Source organism: Clostridium transplantifaecale (assembly GCF_900626075.1).
Lineage (GTDB): Bacteria > Bacillota > Clostridia > Lachnospirales > Lachnospiraceae > Otoolea > Otoolea transplantifaecalis.
In genome coordinates, this window is record NZ_UYZY01000002.1 from 290,166 (window position 1) to 305,554 (window position 15,389).

At 45.2% G+C, this 15,389-nt stretch carries 17 protein-coding genes; all 17 read right to left on the reverse strand.

The features are described 5' to 3' along the window. Positions 1–67: 67 nt before the first annotated feature. Complete coding sequence (locus EJL91_RS07025; protein WP_125141254.1) at positions 68–1,480, reverse strand: SpoIIE family protein phosphatase; 1,413 nt, start codon at positions 1,478–1,480, stop codon at positions 68–70. Positions 1,481–1,617: 137 nt separating this feature from the next. Next, the gene (locus EJL91_RS07030) at positions 1,618–1,941 is read right to left on the reverse strand and encodes a septum formation initiator (RefSeq protein ID WP_125141255.1); all 324 of its coding nucleotides are present in this window, start codon (positions 1,939–1,941) and stop codon (positions 1,618–1,620) included. Continuing rightward, a complete protein-coding gene (gene yabQ, locus EJL91_RS07035) occupies positions 1,892–2,548 on the reverse strand; it encodes a spore cortex biosynthesis protein YabQ (protein WP_125141256.1) in 657 nt (218 codons plus the stop codon). The genes EJL91_RS07030 and yabQ overlap by 50 nt, the downstream gene beginning before the upstream one ends. 24 nt (positions 2,549–2,572) lie before the next feature. Further along, complete coding sequence (gene yabP, locus EJL91_RS07040; protein WP_125141257.1) at positions 2,573–2,857, reverse strand: sporulation protein YabP; 285 nt, start codon at positions 2,855–2,857, stop codon at positions 2,573–2,575. A gap of 70 nt (positions 2,858–2,927) precedes the next feature. Next, positions 2,928–3,167 carry an RNA-binding S4 domain-containing protein gene (locus tag EJL91_RS07045; RefSeq protein ID WP_125141258.1) on the reverse strand — a complete coding sequence of 80 codons (240 nt, stop codon included), beginning with the start codon at positions 3,165–3,167 and terminating at the stop codon, positions 2,928–2,930. Between the two features lie 4 nt (positions 3,168–3,171). Continuing rightward, positions 3,172–3,447: an HU family DNA-binding protein gene (locus EJL91_RS07050; RefSeq protein WP_125141259.1), complete on the reverse strand. Its 276-nt coding sequence runs from the start codon at positions 3,445–3,447 to the stop codon at positions 3,172–3,174. A gap of 84 nt (positions 3,448–3,531) precedes the next feature. Continuing rightward, positions 3,532–4,014: a MazG family protein gene (locus tag EJL91_RS07055; RefSeq protein ID WP_423243429.1), complete on the reverse strand. Its 483-nt coding sequence runs from the start codon at positions 4,012–4,014 to the stop codon at positions 3,532–3,534. A 157-nt stretch (positions 4,015–4,171) separates the two neighbouring features. Continuing rightward, complete coding sequence (locus tag EJL91_RS07060; RefSeq protein ID WP_125141260.1) at positions 4,172–5,455, reverse strand: nickel pincer cofactor-dependent isomerase, group 22; 1,284 nt, start codon at positions 5,453–5,455, stop codon at positions 4,172–4,174. A gap of 15 nt (positions 5,456–5,470) precedes the next feature. Next, entirely contained in the window at positions 5,471–6,337 is an 867-nt protein-coding gene (locus EJL91_RS07065; RefSeq protein ID WP_125141261.1) for a sugar phosphate isomerase/epimerase family protein, read from the reverse strand. Continuing rightward, positions 6,334–7,428 carry a Gfo/Idh/MocA family protein gene (locus EJL91_RS07070; protein ID WP_125141262.1) on the reverse strand — a complete coding sequence of 365 codons (1,095 nt, stop codon included), beginning with the start codon at positions 7,426–7,428 and terminating at the stop codon, positions 6,334–6,336. The genes EJL91_RS07065 and EJL91_RS07070 overlap by 4 nt, the downstream gene beginning before the upstream one ends. An 83-nt stretch (positions 7,429–7,511) precedes the next feature. Next, entirely contained in the window at positions 7,512–8,792 is a 1,281-nt protein-coding gene (locus EJL91_RS07075) for a TRAP transporter large permease (RefSeq protein WP_125141263.1), read from the reverse strand. Further along, positions 8,789–9,298, reverse strand: coding sequence for a TRAP transporter small permease (locus tag EJL91_RS07080; RefSeq protein WP_164516770.1), 510 nt, complete (start codon positions 9,296–9,298; stop codon positions 8,789–8,791). Before EJL91_RS07080 ends, EJL91_RS07075 begins: the two co-directional genes overlap by 4 nt. Before the next feature lie 31 nt (positions 9,299–9,329). Beyond that, the gene (locus EJL91_RS07085; protein WP_125141265.1) at positions 9,330–10,403 is read right to left on the reverse strand and encodes a DctP family TRAP transporter solute-binding subunit; all 1,074 of its coding nucleotides are present in this window, start codon (positions 10,401–10,403) and stop codon (positions 9,330–9,332) included. A 173-nt stretch (positions 10,404–10,576) separates the two neighbouring features. After that, positions 10,577–11,959: an NADP-dependent phosphogluconate dehydrogenase gene (gene gndA / locus EJL91_RS07090; RefSeq protein WP_125141266.1), complete on the reverse strand. Its 1,383-nt coding sequence runs from the start codon at positions 11,957–11,959 to the stop codon at positions 10,577–10,579. Between the two features lie 33 nt (positions 11,960–11,992). Beyond that, entirely contained in the window at positions 11,993–12,622 is a 630-nt protein-coding gene (gene eda / locus EJL91_RS07095) for a bifunctional 4-hydroxy-2-oxoglutarate aldolase/2-dehydro-3-deoxy-phosphogluconate aldolase (protein WP_125141267.1), read from the reverse strand. Positions 12,623–12,681: 59 nt separating this feature from the next. After that, complete coding sequence (locus EJL91_RS07100; RefSeq protein WP_125141268.1) at positions 12,682–13,629, reverse strand: phosphoglycerate dehydrogenase; 948 nt, start codon at positions 13,627–13,629, stop codon at positions 12,682–12,684. 34 nt (positions 13,630–13,663) lie between these two features. Beyond that, positions 13,664–15,076, reverse strand: coding sequence for a gluconokinase (locus EJL91_RS07105; RefSeq protein ID WP_125141269.1), 1,413 nt, complete (start codon positions 15,074–15,076; stop codon positions 13,664–13,666). Positions 15,077–15,389 lie beyond the last annotated feature (313 nt).

Sequence of the window (15,389 nt, forward strand, 5' to 3'; positions counted from 1 at the left end):
TGCCTACAGTATACAGGAATTCCGGCGGTTCCACAAGGCCTGCCGCCGCTTTTAATGATGTTTTGCCTTACCTCTCAAAAATCCCGCCCACCAGGACGGTCATGTCATCGCAGGGCTCCTCCTCAAAGGAGGCGGCAAATTCAAGGATACGCTCGGCCATCTCCTGCGGGTTGCCCGCGCCGGTCCCCTCCAGAAAATCTATCATAGTCTCCTCCTTGCATTCTCCCGGCAGCGCTTCCAGAACGCCGTCGCTGACCATGATAATCCGGTCGTTGTCCCACATTTTTCGGGACAGCAGCACCGGCTCAACCGATTTTACAATTCCCATTGGGACGTCTCCCGCCTCCAGTACCTCCACGCCGTCGTGGCCCTGGATAAAAGTAGGCACGGCGCCCAGCTTCATGGCCTCCAGCACCCCCGTGTAGAGATCGACGCAGCACAAATCCAGCGTTGCCGGATTCTGCTCCGCCCCCGCAAGAAGAAGCACCGTATTGACCAGTTTCAGGGCAGACCTGGCGGAAAATCCTGTCTCCAGAAGCTGCTGTGTCAGCTCCACCACTTTACTGCTGTCCTCACACGCCAGAGGGCCGCTTCCCATGCCGTCCGACAGGCTCATAATGACCTGCCTGGGAAGTCCTTCATAGATGGTAAAATTATCACCGGACACCATCTCCCCTCCCTTAGCCGCTTTGGCGACTCCATGGAGCATTCTGTATTTCCCTTCCTCAATAAAGCGGAATGTGGCCGCATTCCTGGTGATAATGCTCTTGCTGTCTTTTGCTGCGCTCCATTTCCTTCCGGCCATAGCCCGTCCCACCAGTTCAGAAGCGTCGCGGGCGGTCATGCACTTGCCGTTGGTGCTGCGTATTGTGAGAAAAGCTTCTTTCTGCTCATTTTCATACTCCAGCATCAGCATATTTTCCACCTTCATGTGGTGGCGCCGGAAGATGTATTTAATCTGTTCTTCCCAGTCACCTGTGATGTCCGTCGCATTCTCCATCTGCCCCGAAAATTCTTCCAGAATCGATGCCAGTTCACGAAACTGCACGATCACAGTATCCCTGCTCTCCAGAAACCTGTTTTTCCATGACAGGTTCATTGTGGCCCGTCCGAGGTTCCTGTTCAGATGCAGCACATAGTCGTCTTTTTTTCTGCATGCCTCATTGAACAGCCGGGGCATGTCCTCCATATCAATCTTACCCTTCTGCTCAAAGGCCCGGAGAAGGTAATAAAGGTAATAGCTGTCATCCCTCCTGCTGCCGGAGTACAAGTTGCATTTCATGCACTCCCCGCAGACGGCCGCCGCCGCTGTCTGCATGGCCGCCAGGCCGTCATCCTTCGTAAGCTGCCTTCCGCCCCCGATTTCATCCGCAAACGCCTGCGCCAGACCGCTAAGTGACATCGCCATATCTTTCAGGCGTCTGGCCGTATAGACATTGACATCTGCCATGTCTCTATGTAAACTCTTCTTTTTAAGCACAAAAATCCCTCCTAACCTGCGTGAAACCATTATATACAGGCCGGAGGGAAATATTTGTCAAATTCATTGGGGGAATACCTGAAATCGTACGACAGATACCGCACGTTTCGCCGGATTCCCACTTCTTTTCCGGGCATTTACTTCTTTTCTGCCGGTTTAAGCAATATCTCGTCCTTATTGACAAGTCCCAGTTTTTCTTTGGCAACCTTCTCGATATACTGTTTTGTCTGGACATAAACGCGGTACTGTTCCAGCTCCGCCGCCCTCTCCTCCTCGGCCAAAACCTGGGCCTGAAGGTTTTCTTCCCGGATCTGGTAATTCAGATCCTTCTTCTTCATATCGATTCCTTTCAGGTGCACGGCTATCGCCAGGCTCAGAACGACCAGCGTAATGCCGACCAGCGCCATGCGGTTATTCAGATTTTCTTTCTTTTTTCTTCTCGCTCTTCCGCTTTCCCGCATCTTTTTTCTCTTCCGCCTTTCTGCTCCTGCGTGATTCCTGCCCCTGATCTTCGGTCAGGCTGTGCTGTTTCTCTTTCTGCCGTTTTTTCTGCTTCTCTTCCTTCTTTTCACGGAGACGAAGCTGTTTCTGCTCCTTTTCCTCGCGGAGAAGGCGCCTCTGCTCCTCTTTTTCTTCCCGGAGGCGGAGTTTCTCTTCTTTCTTTTTCTGCCGCTTCTGCTCTTCCAGAAGGCGTCTCTTCTCTTCCTCCTCAAGCCGTTTCTGCCGGATTTTTTGTCGTTTTATTTTTCTTATTGTAAGATATTTTTCTACTTTTTTCAAGAGCCTCAGCAAAATACGGCTGACCGTAAGGTTGTAGACGAGCATTCCCATAAGCACGCCTAATATTGCATACCATCTCAATATACCGTCATTTTGCCGGAACAGCAGGAGAAATGTCGTAATGCTGGATGCAGCCCAGTAGACCGCATCTTCTATGCCTGTCCAGAAATTCCCATGAGGGACCAGCGTCCTGAACACTCTCAGGCCGTCATATACCATCATCAGGCAAATGCCTACTGTCAGGCTCGCAAACAGCAGTTGCAGTTCATAGCGAATTGTCATGCTCATCCCGATTTGCCCCGCCTTTTCTTATTATTTAAACAGCCGGGTAAACAGGGATTCGCCTGATTTACGGTAATTCTCATTGGAGGAATAGGCAAAGCTGTCAAACGTCCCCTCGATATCGACCTCTCCCTTTTCCAGCGTCAGCCGGCTCACATGCAGATTCTTTCCCTTCACAGTCAGGAGACCCATATCCGTATCCAGGATAATCTGGTTCTCGTCAAAGGACACCACATCCTGTATACCGGTTACACTGCCCGTCCCCCTGCCTGTGACCTCCAGCTTATGAGGCCGCCGGTTTAACTTTTCTTCCATGCAAAAAACCTCCTGATATATCTAACTATTGTTAAATATATTAGGAGGTTATCCTCTTTATGTTTATGAATTATAAATAACGATAAAGATCTTTCGCTTCGTCCTTCTTCACGGTCTCTGTCACGTCCAGCACTTCTACTTTAACAGACTTCATTCCAAACTGAATCTCAATGATGTCCCCTGCCTTAACACTCAGGGACGCCTTGGCCGGCTTTTCATTAACCAGAACCCTGCCGGCATCGCATGCCTCATTGGCAATGGTTCTTCTCTTAATCAGGCGCGAAACCTTTAAAAATTTATCTAATCTCATAGAATTATGCGTTTACCATATCCTTTAATGCTTTTCCAGCTTTGAATTTAGGGGATTTGGAAGCTGCGATCGGCATTGTCTCGCCAGTCTTAGGATTTCTTCCTTCTCTTGCTGCTCTCTCAGCTACTTCAAATGTACCAAAACCAACTAACTGGATTTTCTCACCTTTTACTAATTCATCGGAAATAACTTCAGTGAAAGCCTTGATTGCTTTCTCTGCGTCCTTCTTGGAAAGTTCTGCTTTTTCTGCTACGGCAGCAATTAACTCTGTCTTATTCATTTGATATATTCCTCCTGTCATCTTCTCATATGAGCTCATACTACTCAACTTTGTTGTAATTCTTTACTTTACATTTATATACATTTATCCTTGCTTTGTCAAGGTTTTTTGCGCTTTTTTACTCTTTTCCTCGGATTTTATCCTGTTCCACAAATCGAGTCCTTCCTCCGCAGAATTCACTTTCTCGTCACCGAATACATTCGGATGTCTCCTGATCATCTTAGCGCTGACTCCGTCCACAACATCGTCAATTGTAAAAAGTCCCTTCTCCTCCGCAATCTGGCTGTGGCTCATCACCTGAAACAGAAGATCGCCAAGCTCCTCACATAGGTTTTCCGGGTCATTTTCCCGAATTGCGTCGATTACCTCACCCGCTTCCTCTTCCAGGCAGGGAATCAGGCTCTCGTGCGTCTGACGGCGGTCCCACGGGCAGCCATTCTCGGAGCGCAGGGTGCGCATGATGTCTTTCAGGTCGTCGAAGGTATATTTTTTCCCGGATTCGGCGTTTTTATCCATTTTACCGATTGTATCTGTATTTTTTTTATCTGATTCATTGTTCTGATGCATTATATTACCTCCCGTTCACTGGCGGATAGTAAAATAGTCTCTCTCCTTCCGCATACTTTCAGCATTAGTATAACACATTGGTAATTAGATGCAAACAGGGGAAAACTCCGGCGCAGCAATCCGTGATAGATGCACTGTGTTCCGGAGTTTTCTGTTACTATTTCCAGTCCAGTGGAATTACATTTCCTTCTGTGTCAAATCTGACTTCCTGGGGTTCCGTAACAATAGTCATATTGGTTGCTTTTTCCGCCAACGGAATAAGCGCTTCGGAAATCCAATAGCTGTGCATGCACAGAGTATTGTGAAGCCAGACTACTTTCGGTCCTGCCTGTGGATCCGCCTTATATCCCAGATTCAGGGCAAACTTCATGGCCAGCCTGTCATTTGGCATGATGGCGGGTAGCTTTACTCCTGGAGCATCCATACAGGTAATGGAGTTTGCATAAGTTGTTTCCTGATCAAACTTATTAAAAAATCTTTGTGTGGTGACATCGGCGTTTCCAATACCATTTCCGTTATGATGGGACTCATCCGTCAAATCAAAGACTGCAACCCCATCAAAATTCGGCTCCCATTGTCCCATAAAGACCGATCGTCCGGTAATATTAGGATCCATTCCGGGACCGCTGATATTTTTTCCTATCTCGTCCACAAACAAAACGTCACACTTTTCAAAAGGCAGCTTCGGCATCAAAGATTTTGCTTCCTCCAACAGCCCAGGCTCTTTTTCATCTATCTCTTTTCCCTTTAGTGCAACAATCTTATACGTTTCATGAAGTCCATTTTCCAAAATCCCCACACCGATCACAGCCGGTCTGTTCTGGATTACCGTTCTGGCAATGGAACGCACATTCTCAGCCATCATTGGAAATCCCATGGAATGGCAGATACTGGCCCCATACTGTTTTCCCATTCCTATGGTGATCATTTTCATTATCCCGCTTTCAATCGGGCCTCTGAAATCTGTGTGTGGTTTAATCCTTGCAGCTAATATTATCACATCGGCTTCTGCTGCATTCTTATCGATTCTCACATCCAGGCCGTTCTCCGTCTGCCCGATTTTAACGGTATCCATGGACGAACGTATTTCCGCTCCCACATATTCAGGGGTAAGTCCATATGTCAGAAGTATCTCTTTCTGCCCTTCTGCGGTCGCGCCTCCATGACTTCCCATTGCAGGAATGAGGAAGGGCTGTCCTCCCGCTTCCTTTACCTTTTCAACAATTGCTTTTACAATATCTTTCAGATTTGAGATTTCCCTGCTGCCGCACGCAATACAGACGGAACTTCCCGGACAAATGGCAAGCGCTGCCCGGCTTTCGTCAAATACACGTCTTGTTTCACCATAGGGATCTTCTATGTGGCTTTGAACGATTTCACAATGTACCTTAACAAATTTCGGTATTTTAACCTTTCCCAGCAATTCATCATAAATTCCCACTCTTGATTCCTCCCTTTATCCAAAGCAGCCGTTATCTTCCAACGTCTTTCTGGTTGTCTCGTATGCCCGGAAGATAATTTCTTCAGGCTGCTTCTCCCAGTATTCCGGGCGGAATGTCTCTATCGATACCATTCCTTCATAGCCCTTCGCCTTTAGTTCATCTAGAAAAGCCGTCAAATCAATTATTCCACTATCGCAGAAACGTCTTGCTTCCAGGCTTGGCTCCACAGGGTCAGCGTTATTAATATGAACGGCAAAAATTTTATCTATGTCCAACTGCCCTATTTCCTCATAGCGGCTGTCCATATATGCCATATACAAATTATAAGCATCAAGAACAATACCTATATTCGCTCTGTTAACGGCTTTTATGATAATATCCGCCTCACTGATTGTCCTGATGCTGCTTTTTGGCGCTCCCACAGGTTCCAGACACAGTTTCACATCGTAAACTCCTGCGATCTCAGAAAGCCTTCTCATAATCCTGATACAATCTTCTTCTGCCTGTTCTCTGGTTCCATCGTAAGGTACCAGGAATCCCGCAGGATTCATTGGCGGAACTACAATCAAATGACAAGCTCCTGTCTGCTGGGCCCATCGGCATACAGTAATAAACTCATCCAGAAATTTCTTTTCTTTCTCACAATCCCCGTTTCCGGAGAACAGCTCTCTGTATGTATAAACTGCATTAAGCGCATGAGGCCTGATTCCGCATTCCTTAAGCAGGCCGGCGAGCTCATCCAGGTTATGGTTTTTAAGATATTCCCTAATCATGTCCAGCCGCATTTCTATATAATCAAAACCCGCCTGAGCACAAAGTCTTACATCTTTTTCCAAATCGGAGCATCCTTTTGCGGTTGCTTCGTTAAACCCAATTTTCATTCATTCTCCTCCAGAGGAAATTTTACGGGAAGGCCAATCCGGGAACTCCTGTATATTGCTTCCAGAAGCTCAGCCGACTTCCTGCCGTCCTCACCAGATACAAGCGGTTTTCTTCCCTCAGACACTGCATCTATAAAATCCTGGATCTGAACCTGATGATAATGTTCTGTCGGATCATCACGAAAGAAGACTTCTGCATCCTCTTTCTTCCATACCTCCTTCAGAGCTTCTTCGCCCTGCACGGTCCACATATCATTAAACGGGGATTCTGTAATGGATGTCATACCTGCGATAAACATGGATCCTCCATCCGTCTGAACCCCCAGAGAAGCGCCATTGTCCCCATGAACGCGTACCTTACCATACTGGGCAGGATTCTGTGAATTACTCGCAGTGATGGTGGCCAGAGCTCCGCTTTTAAATTTAATGATAGCTACCGCAGTATCCTCCACCTCTATATATGGGTGATTGTAGTTTTTCCATACCCCGTACACCTCATCAATATCAGAATCCATAAACCACAAAAGTAAATCCAGCTGATGGCAGGCTTGGGTCGGAAGCACGCCGCCGCCTTCTCCCTTCCACGTTCCTCTCCACGGATCGGAATCATAGTATTTCTTATCACGCCAGCCAAGCATGGTAACGTCACCAAGAATCGGTCTGCCGATTTTTCCATCTTTTATTGCTTTTTTTATTCTCTGGCACGGTTCATAAAAACGTCGCTGAAACAGTGTCCCAACCTGAACATTATTACGTTTCCCCGCTTCAAGCATCTTGTCACAATCCAATATGTTTACGGCAAACGGCTTTTCAACAATTACATTGCAGCCACTGTCTGCCGCTTCCACACAGGCCTGGGCATGAAACGGGTGAGGTGTACACACGCTGGCCGCCTTTATTCCCTCTGTTTTAACCATTTCACTGATACTTGTATAAGCTTTCACTCCATACTTCGCAGCAAAACTCCCGGCCCTCTCCTTGTCTATGTCACATACGGCTGTAAAATCCGAATTTTTGATTACCTGATAAGCGTGCGCATGGGCATCGGCTACTTTTCCGCAGCCTATCACCGCAGTCTTAATTTTTTCCATTTCCCGTCACCTCTTCTTTATTCGAGTGAACCTCCGGAATTCACCGGAGGCCCTATTATTTCGTTTCAAAATATAACCCCACATCAGAAAACACCAAGCACACATGTAGTTATCTGCGGGATAAACAGCAGAAGCACTTCCATCAAGATAAAGTAACCGCACACCATAAAGATATCCGGAAACGTATCCGATACCTCCAGTCCCAGCGTTTTACATGATGTAAACAGGCAGGTAGCCATCGGAGGTGTACATGAACCGATACAGGTGGCAATTGAAATCAGAATACCAAAGTGGTACGGATTCATGCCAAAGTTCTGCACAATTGGAAGCAGAATCGGAGATAGCACAACGACAATGCTGAGTCCTTCCATGAACGTTCCAAGAAAAACAAGGAGCGCTATAATCATCAAATATATAATAGTAGGATTTGTGCTGATTCCCATAATAAATTTTGCCATTGTTGTCGTTACATTATGTGCGGTCATGATCCATCCAAAAGGCGCTGCAGCCGAAATAATAACCATGATAGATGCTGCAGACAGTGCACTATCCACCGCCACCTTAAAGAAAGACTTAAGGTTCAGCTCCCTGTATACAAAAAGTGCAAGAAATGCAGCATACACCGTAGCAAGCACCGCTGACTCCGTCGGTGTCGCTATACCAAAGAGAACTCCTCCCAGTATAATCAAAGGCATTATCAGGGGTGGGATTGCCTCCCTGATTATCTTTAACTTTTCTTTTCCCGTATAATTATATTCATCCGCATCATTAGCTCCGTAACCACGTTTTTTAGAAATAAACGTATTGAGCAGTATGAATCCGGCCACACACATAAATCCCGGAATCATTCCGCACATAAGCATACTGCCGATTGAAAGATTGACAGCCACCGCATACAGTACAAGGGTGATGCTTGGAGGAATGATTCCTCCGAGGGTACCGGACGCCGCAATAATAGAAGCTGTATATCCCTTGCCATAACCTTTCTTCACCATTTCCGGTCCTACAATTGAACCAATAGCTGCTGTTGTCGCTACCCCCGATCCGGATACACAGCCGAAGAAGCCGCAGGCTCCGATTCCGGCAGCTCCAAGGCCTCCCGGAATTTTATGGAGAAGCATGTTAGCCAGCTTCATCAATCTTGGGGTGCTGCCATAAATCATCAGGTTTCCCGAAAAAATAAACAGGGGCATAGCCAGATATGTAAAAGAACCTATTCCATCAACCATCTTCTGAGGTACAATGACGATTGGCGTCGTTCCGTTGGCCATCAAAAACGACATACAGGCAATCATAACAGCATATCCTACCGGTACCCCAATCAGAAGCATTAAAAGCAAAACTATAAATAAAATTCCAATCATTCTCCATCACCGCCTTTCCCCATGGCCAGCCTTAGATCCTGAACTGCCTGCCAGATGAAAAACAAAATCATTAATATTGCACTGATTGTGAGTCCTGCATACATAACTGCAATCGGAATTTTAATTCCAGGAGCCAGATTATGCCTGTTCAGCTGAATAATCATCCATGATTTCTGGCACATATAACCGGTAAATCCCATACAGATAAGCTGACATACAAAATCCAGGATATACTGCATCTTTGCCGGGAGCAGACGGGTAAAAAAATCTATCTTTATGTTGCTGCCTTTCAGTATATTAATAGACGCACCCAGGAAAACCATCCAGATCATCATATATATGGCGGCTTCCTCCGCCCAGGCGAAAGTTCCATGAAGCACAAACCTGTTAAACACCTGGACAAAGACAACTGCTGTCAGACCGATAAGCAGGCAGCCGCATACTACCTCCAGAAAAATTCTGATTCCGTTAATTATTTTATTTACACCGGATAAAGGATTCAACATGCAAACCGGCTCCTTTCTATGTCTATAGTATTTACTTGATATATTCCTCTGCAAGTTTGATAAGTTCATCACCACATGCGTTGATATACTTATCGTAAATCGGCTGCATTGCTTCGGCAAAAGCATCTTTATCCACTTCGTTGATTTGTACCCCTGCCTCTTCAAATTTGGTAAGAATTGTTTCTTCCTGCTCATCCATCAATTTTCTGCACTCCTTACTTCCCTCTACTGCTGCCTCCTGGAATGCCTTCTGATCCGCTTCTGAGAGGGAATCCCAAAGAGCCGGATTAACAATCAGAGTAGAAGTGTTATAAATATGTCCTGATAAAGACAGGTATTTCTGTACTTCGTAGAATTTGTTAGCCTCTATCATAGGCAGAGGGTTCTCCTGACCATCCACTGTACCCTGCTGAAGAGCTGTAAATACTTCTGTCAAAGCCATAGGTACGGCTGTTGCACCGAGTGCTTCAAACATGGCCATACGATATTCCCCCTGGTATGAGCGGAACTTAATTCCTTTCATATCTGATGGCTGATTAATCGGACGCTTATTATTTGTAAAATGACGGAACCCGGATTCCCAGAAGTTAACCGTCTTTACGCCTGTTCCATCCAGAATTTCTTTAAGGCGATCCCCGAACTTTCCATCGTATGCATTCCTGGCCTGTTCTTTTGTTTTAAAGAAGAATGGAAGTTCATCCACTGCCGTGCGCTCATCAATCCCCTGCCAGAATCCCATTCCTGTCAGCAGAGAAGCATCCGCCGTCCCCATCATAACCTGCTGCAGCACTTCATTTTCTCCGCCCAAAACTCCATTTGGAAGAATTTCAATTGTAACGCCGCTGTCCGGATTAGCGTCCAAAACAGACTTCATTTTCTCCAGAGCAACATGACCCGGCCATGTCGTTCCATTGGCATGTGCTACTTTGATTACTTTCTTATCAACTGCTGTCTGAGGCGCTTCGCTCTCCGCCGGAGCAGCCGATTCTTCTGCCTTTGTATCAGCCGCCTTTGTCTCTGTCGGCGCCGGTTTGCTGCTGCATCCTCCGAGCGCTACAACTCCCATCAGTACTGCCAGTCCCATTGCTAACTTTCTTTTTAACATAGTGTATCCTCCTCTTTCTTTAAATAAAGTGATAAATATTATTGAATACCTTTTGGTAATTCAACGTTCATTTAAGCCTCGATATATTCCGCAAGTTGCTCGCGCATGTTATGAACAATTAACTCTATTATCCCATCGTTTATGTCTCATGGCATTGGGAATTACTTCCATGCCTATTGCTCCCAGTCCGTATGGAAACACCCTTCCTTGTCCTCTCTCATATAGGTATGTGAACCAAAACAGTCACGAAGCGCCTGGATAAAATTCATCGGCATTCGTTCACTTCTGTAATAGTCGTAATAATTTAGAGAGGATGTAAAGCCCGGCACAGGCAGGCCATGCGCCACGGCGGATACCGTCATTTTTCTCAGTGAACCCTCCAAGTCTCCATATTGTTCGAATATTTCCGACAGAATCAAGGCCCTGTTTTCCGAATACTCCACCTTTTCAATCTCATTGAGAAGGCGGCTTCTGATGATGCATCCATTCTTCCATATGGCTACCAGACTGGACAGGTCTATGCCCCACTTCTCATCCGCAGAAGTTTTTGATATCAGTTCAAACCCCTGGCTGTAGGCAATTACGCAGGCCATTAGCAGCGCTTTCCCCAATTCATCTGGTGTAACTTCAGGAAAAGCCAAAGAATGAAACACCAGTTTTCTTTTTCCTTTTTCCCGCTCTTCTTTTTTTCCTGAAAATATGCGTGCTGCCTGCGCCTCATAGATAGAAGGGGTATAGACTCCTCTTTCGACACTTTCAGTGACCGTCCATTTTCCCGTTCCCTTCTGCTCTGCCACATCCAGAATGTGGTCTATCAGAAATGTGCCATCCTTTTCTTTTTTTTCAAGGACCCGAATACTGATTTCCATTAGATACGAGTTCAGGCTTCCTTCATTCCATTTCTTAAATATCCTGCAGATTTCTTCTATATCGGTGTTTTTCACTACCCTCAAATACTGATATGCCTCCGCTATGAGCTCCAGGAGTGCATACTCAATTCCATTGTGAACCATTTTAACGTAATGGCCCGCGCCTCCGCTTGCTATATACCCGCAGCACGGCATTCCATCCTGTTTTGCCGCAATTGTCTCAAGAATATCCTTTACTTCATTCCATGCCTCACTGCTGCCGCCTGCCATAATACATGGCCCTTTAAGCGCTCCCTTTTCTCCTCCTGAAACGCCAATTCCCATGTAATGAATGTTTCTCTCCCTACAGATACGACATCTGCGCTCCGTATCTTTATAGTAGGAATTCCCTCCATCCATAATAATGTCCCCAGCCTCCATCAGGGATAGGAGTTGGTCAAGTATTATATCCACCGGCTCTCCAGCCGTAATCATCATAAACACTCTTCTCGGCTTTTCCAGTCCCATAATAAATTTGCTCAATTCCGGGAACATATGATATTGCCCCTTTTGAGCGGAGAAAAGGTTGCGTTCACGCTCCGAAACGGAATAAAGCGCTGTTTTAACCCCGTTACGAATCATGTTTTTAGCGAGCGAGGAGCCCATTACCCCCAGTCCCAGCAATCCTATTTCACACTTTCTTTCCATTTCTTTGCCTCAGTCTCCTCTGTGTGTTACGGTTTACCTTTTTGCCAATTCCACTGCTTCTTTTGTCAACCTTGTTATCTCATCAAAGCGCTTCTCCAAAATGAGTTTTTCGGATACCATCCAACTTCCTCCGCATGCATAAATAACTTTATTATCCAGGTATTCCCTCAGATTCTGAGCGCTGATTCCTCCTGTAGGCATAAACCTTATTCCAGGAAATGGAGCTGCTAGAGCTTTTATCGTTTCCAGGCCTCCATACTGTTTTGCGGGAAAAAATTTAACTACCTTAAGGTTATATCTCATTGCCGCTATGATTTCGGTTGGCGTACAGCATCCAGGCAATACTGGGATATTTTTTCCGACAGCAAACTCAATCACTTCCGTTGAAAATCCCGGACTGACTATAAATGCTGCTCCTGCTTCTGCTGCTTCCTCTGCCTGCTCAATATTTACTACTGTTCCTGCGCCGCACAGCATGTCCGGATATTTCGACCGTATTAAATGTATCGCTTCTTTGGCAGCCGCTGTTCTGAATGTCACTTCTGCCACTGGCAGTCCGCCATCCATGAGGGCTTTTGCCAAAGGCAGGGCATCCTCCGCTCTTTCCAGTTTTACAACCGGAACAATTCTTTTTTCACTAATCACAGACATTACATCACTCATCTGCTTACCTTCTTCCTTTTTAGTTTCCTCTCGATTCACCCTTTTAGAAAACCAGATTGTTATATCACCCTAAATGGGCACAATTTTCCCTGAAGTATTGTAACTGCATTTTCCGCCGCCATAATGCTCATTTTGGATGATGCTTCCCTGGTTGCCGCCCCTGCATGCGGTGTCAATATACAATTATTGCACTGCATCAGCGGACTGTTATACGGTGGTTCATTCACTGTGGCATCCAAAGCTGCTCCTCTGATTCGGCCTGAAGATAGCGCTTCATACAAGGCCTCTTCATCGACAATACCGCCTCGAGCTGTATTAACAAGGACAGCATCCCTTTTCATAATGCCGAACTGTTCTTTAGATATCATATTCCTCGTCTCCTCATTAAGCGGAGAATGAATTGTGATAAAATCCGCCTCTCTGAGCAATGTCTCCATCGATACGTATTCGGCTCCTGTTTTTTTGATGAACTCCTCATTCCGACAGACATCGCATGCCAGAATCTTCATATTAAATCCCCGACACCGTTCCGCCACTCCACGTCCTATCCGTCCGGCCCCTATCACTCCCAGAGTCTTTCCGTACAGTTCCAGGCCCTGAGGCCGTATCTGATTCTGTTTTTTCATCTCTTCGTCCATAACTGTCACATTTCTGGCCACATCCAGCATTAATGCAACTGCCAAATCCGCAACTGAATTTCCGTTTGCTCCTGGTGTTATCGTAATCTGAATTCCTCTCGTTAAAGCCGCCTGTTTATCAACATTCTCATATCCTACACCATATCGGGAAATCACTTTAAGCTTTGGCGCGGCATCCATAAGTTCCTCACCTATGTATTCGAGTCCTGCTATCAGGGCATCCGCTTCTTTCATCGCCTCGATTTGCTGCCCCATATCTGTGCCCGTAAGCTTTATCCACTCACAGCCCGCTTCTCGCAGACATTGATATGCAAGGTTATCTGCTTCTCCAAATGATCTTGCAGTAATAACAACTTTATAATTTGCCATGTCTTTACCTCCGGTATTTACAAATCAGTGATTCTCAGAAATTGTTATAATATTCCAAATATTTTTCATACCGTCTTTTATAAACATCAGCCCGCTCCAGGTTTGGCTTGATAATCGATGCTGGTTTTAGAATAAAATCTTCAATGCTGCCGATCGCACCGGACAGTTCCATTGCCAGGACCACTCCTCCCATTAATGAACTCTGTATCTGTCGGTCTACCTCCATCTCTTTTCCAAAGATATCCGCACACATCTGGGTCCACAAGCAGGAATTTAGAATCCCTCCCGACAATTTAATTGATTCAGGAACACCGTTAATCTTTACCATTGTTTCATAGCATTGATACAAGTTAAACAGGATCCCCTCCTGAACTGCCTTATATAAATCCTGTGACGTATAATTACTTTGAAGATTTTGGAAAGCTCCTCTCCTGTCATCCTGCCATCCCGGACATCGTTCTCCAAATACAAATGGAAGAAATACAGGCAGATCATCGTCTGCTTTAAAATCCGTCTCAAGATTCTTGTATGATTCTGTTACGGCAAATTTTTCAAGGAACCAGTCAATACAGTTACAGGCCCCCGATGTAGCAGCTCCTGACAGCCACGACTTTGGTGAGAGATAACACCATGTGCTGGGAGTCTCCGGAATCACAGGTTTAGAGGTCGTCAGTCTTATTGCCCCGCTCGTTCCCACTGAAAACGTCATAACTCCTTTCCTCAAAGCCCCCACACCTATTTGATTCAGCCCTCCATCCGAATTTGAAGGAATTACCGGGATTCCCGATTCCAATCCCAGATATTCTGCTGCTTCACGGGTAAGCGGGTATGTTTTTTCATAAGTAACAATTTCAGGCAGAGAACTTTCAGTAATTCCCAGTTCATTCAGTAGGGCTGTCTCGTAACGCTTGCTGTATATGTTCATCAACCCTGTACCTGATACAGTGCATTCCGTTGCGACATATTTTCCCGTCATCCTGTAGGTGTTATATACCCCCTGTCCTCCTACTAGATACTTCTTAAGATTAAAACCCATTTTTTTCAGCATCAGCAGTTTAAAGAACGGGTAAATTGCATTGACCATGCACCCGGTCTTATGATAAAAATCATTTACATATTCCGGATTATCTCTGATTTCTTTACATAAATCAGAGGCGCCTGTATAGCACCACGGCAATACCGGTGTCTGAGGAACCATCTCCTCATCCATAAGACAAAGCGAATGCCACGTTCCTCCCAGTGATATCATATCAACATCACGGCAATCTCCCAGCAAAGTCTTTGCAGCCGTCATCATTTCCTCAAAAACGATTTGAGCATCATGAGTTGATTTGTTATCAAACATTTTAGGATATGGCCTGATTTTTATAGAAGATTCTTTTTTGTCTGTATCGTATAGCAGCGCTTTGGCCGACGATGTTGATGATTCCAATGCTAATATTTTCATATCACAGCTCATACCTTCCTGTTGTTGGTTCAAAAAATTAAAATAAATTTTATTTAGTTAAAATAAAATATTTTATACTTGAAATTATATATTATTTGTAATCAAAAAAACAGTGACAAAAAATACAATAATAATTTATTTTTTTGTGCATCTTGTATAAAACCCTCATTTCATTATGATGTTTTTTCACCTCTTTTCAGATTTCTTTTAATTTCGAGCCTAGTATGTACAAAATATTTATCTTAACATTTGATTATTATTATCGATACCAGCTCTTAGAAAATCATTATTTCTCTTGCTCTTATATGTTGAA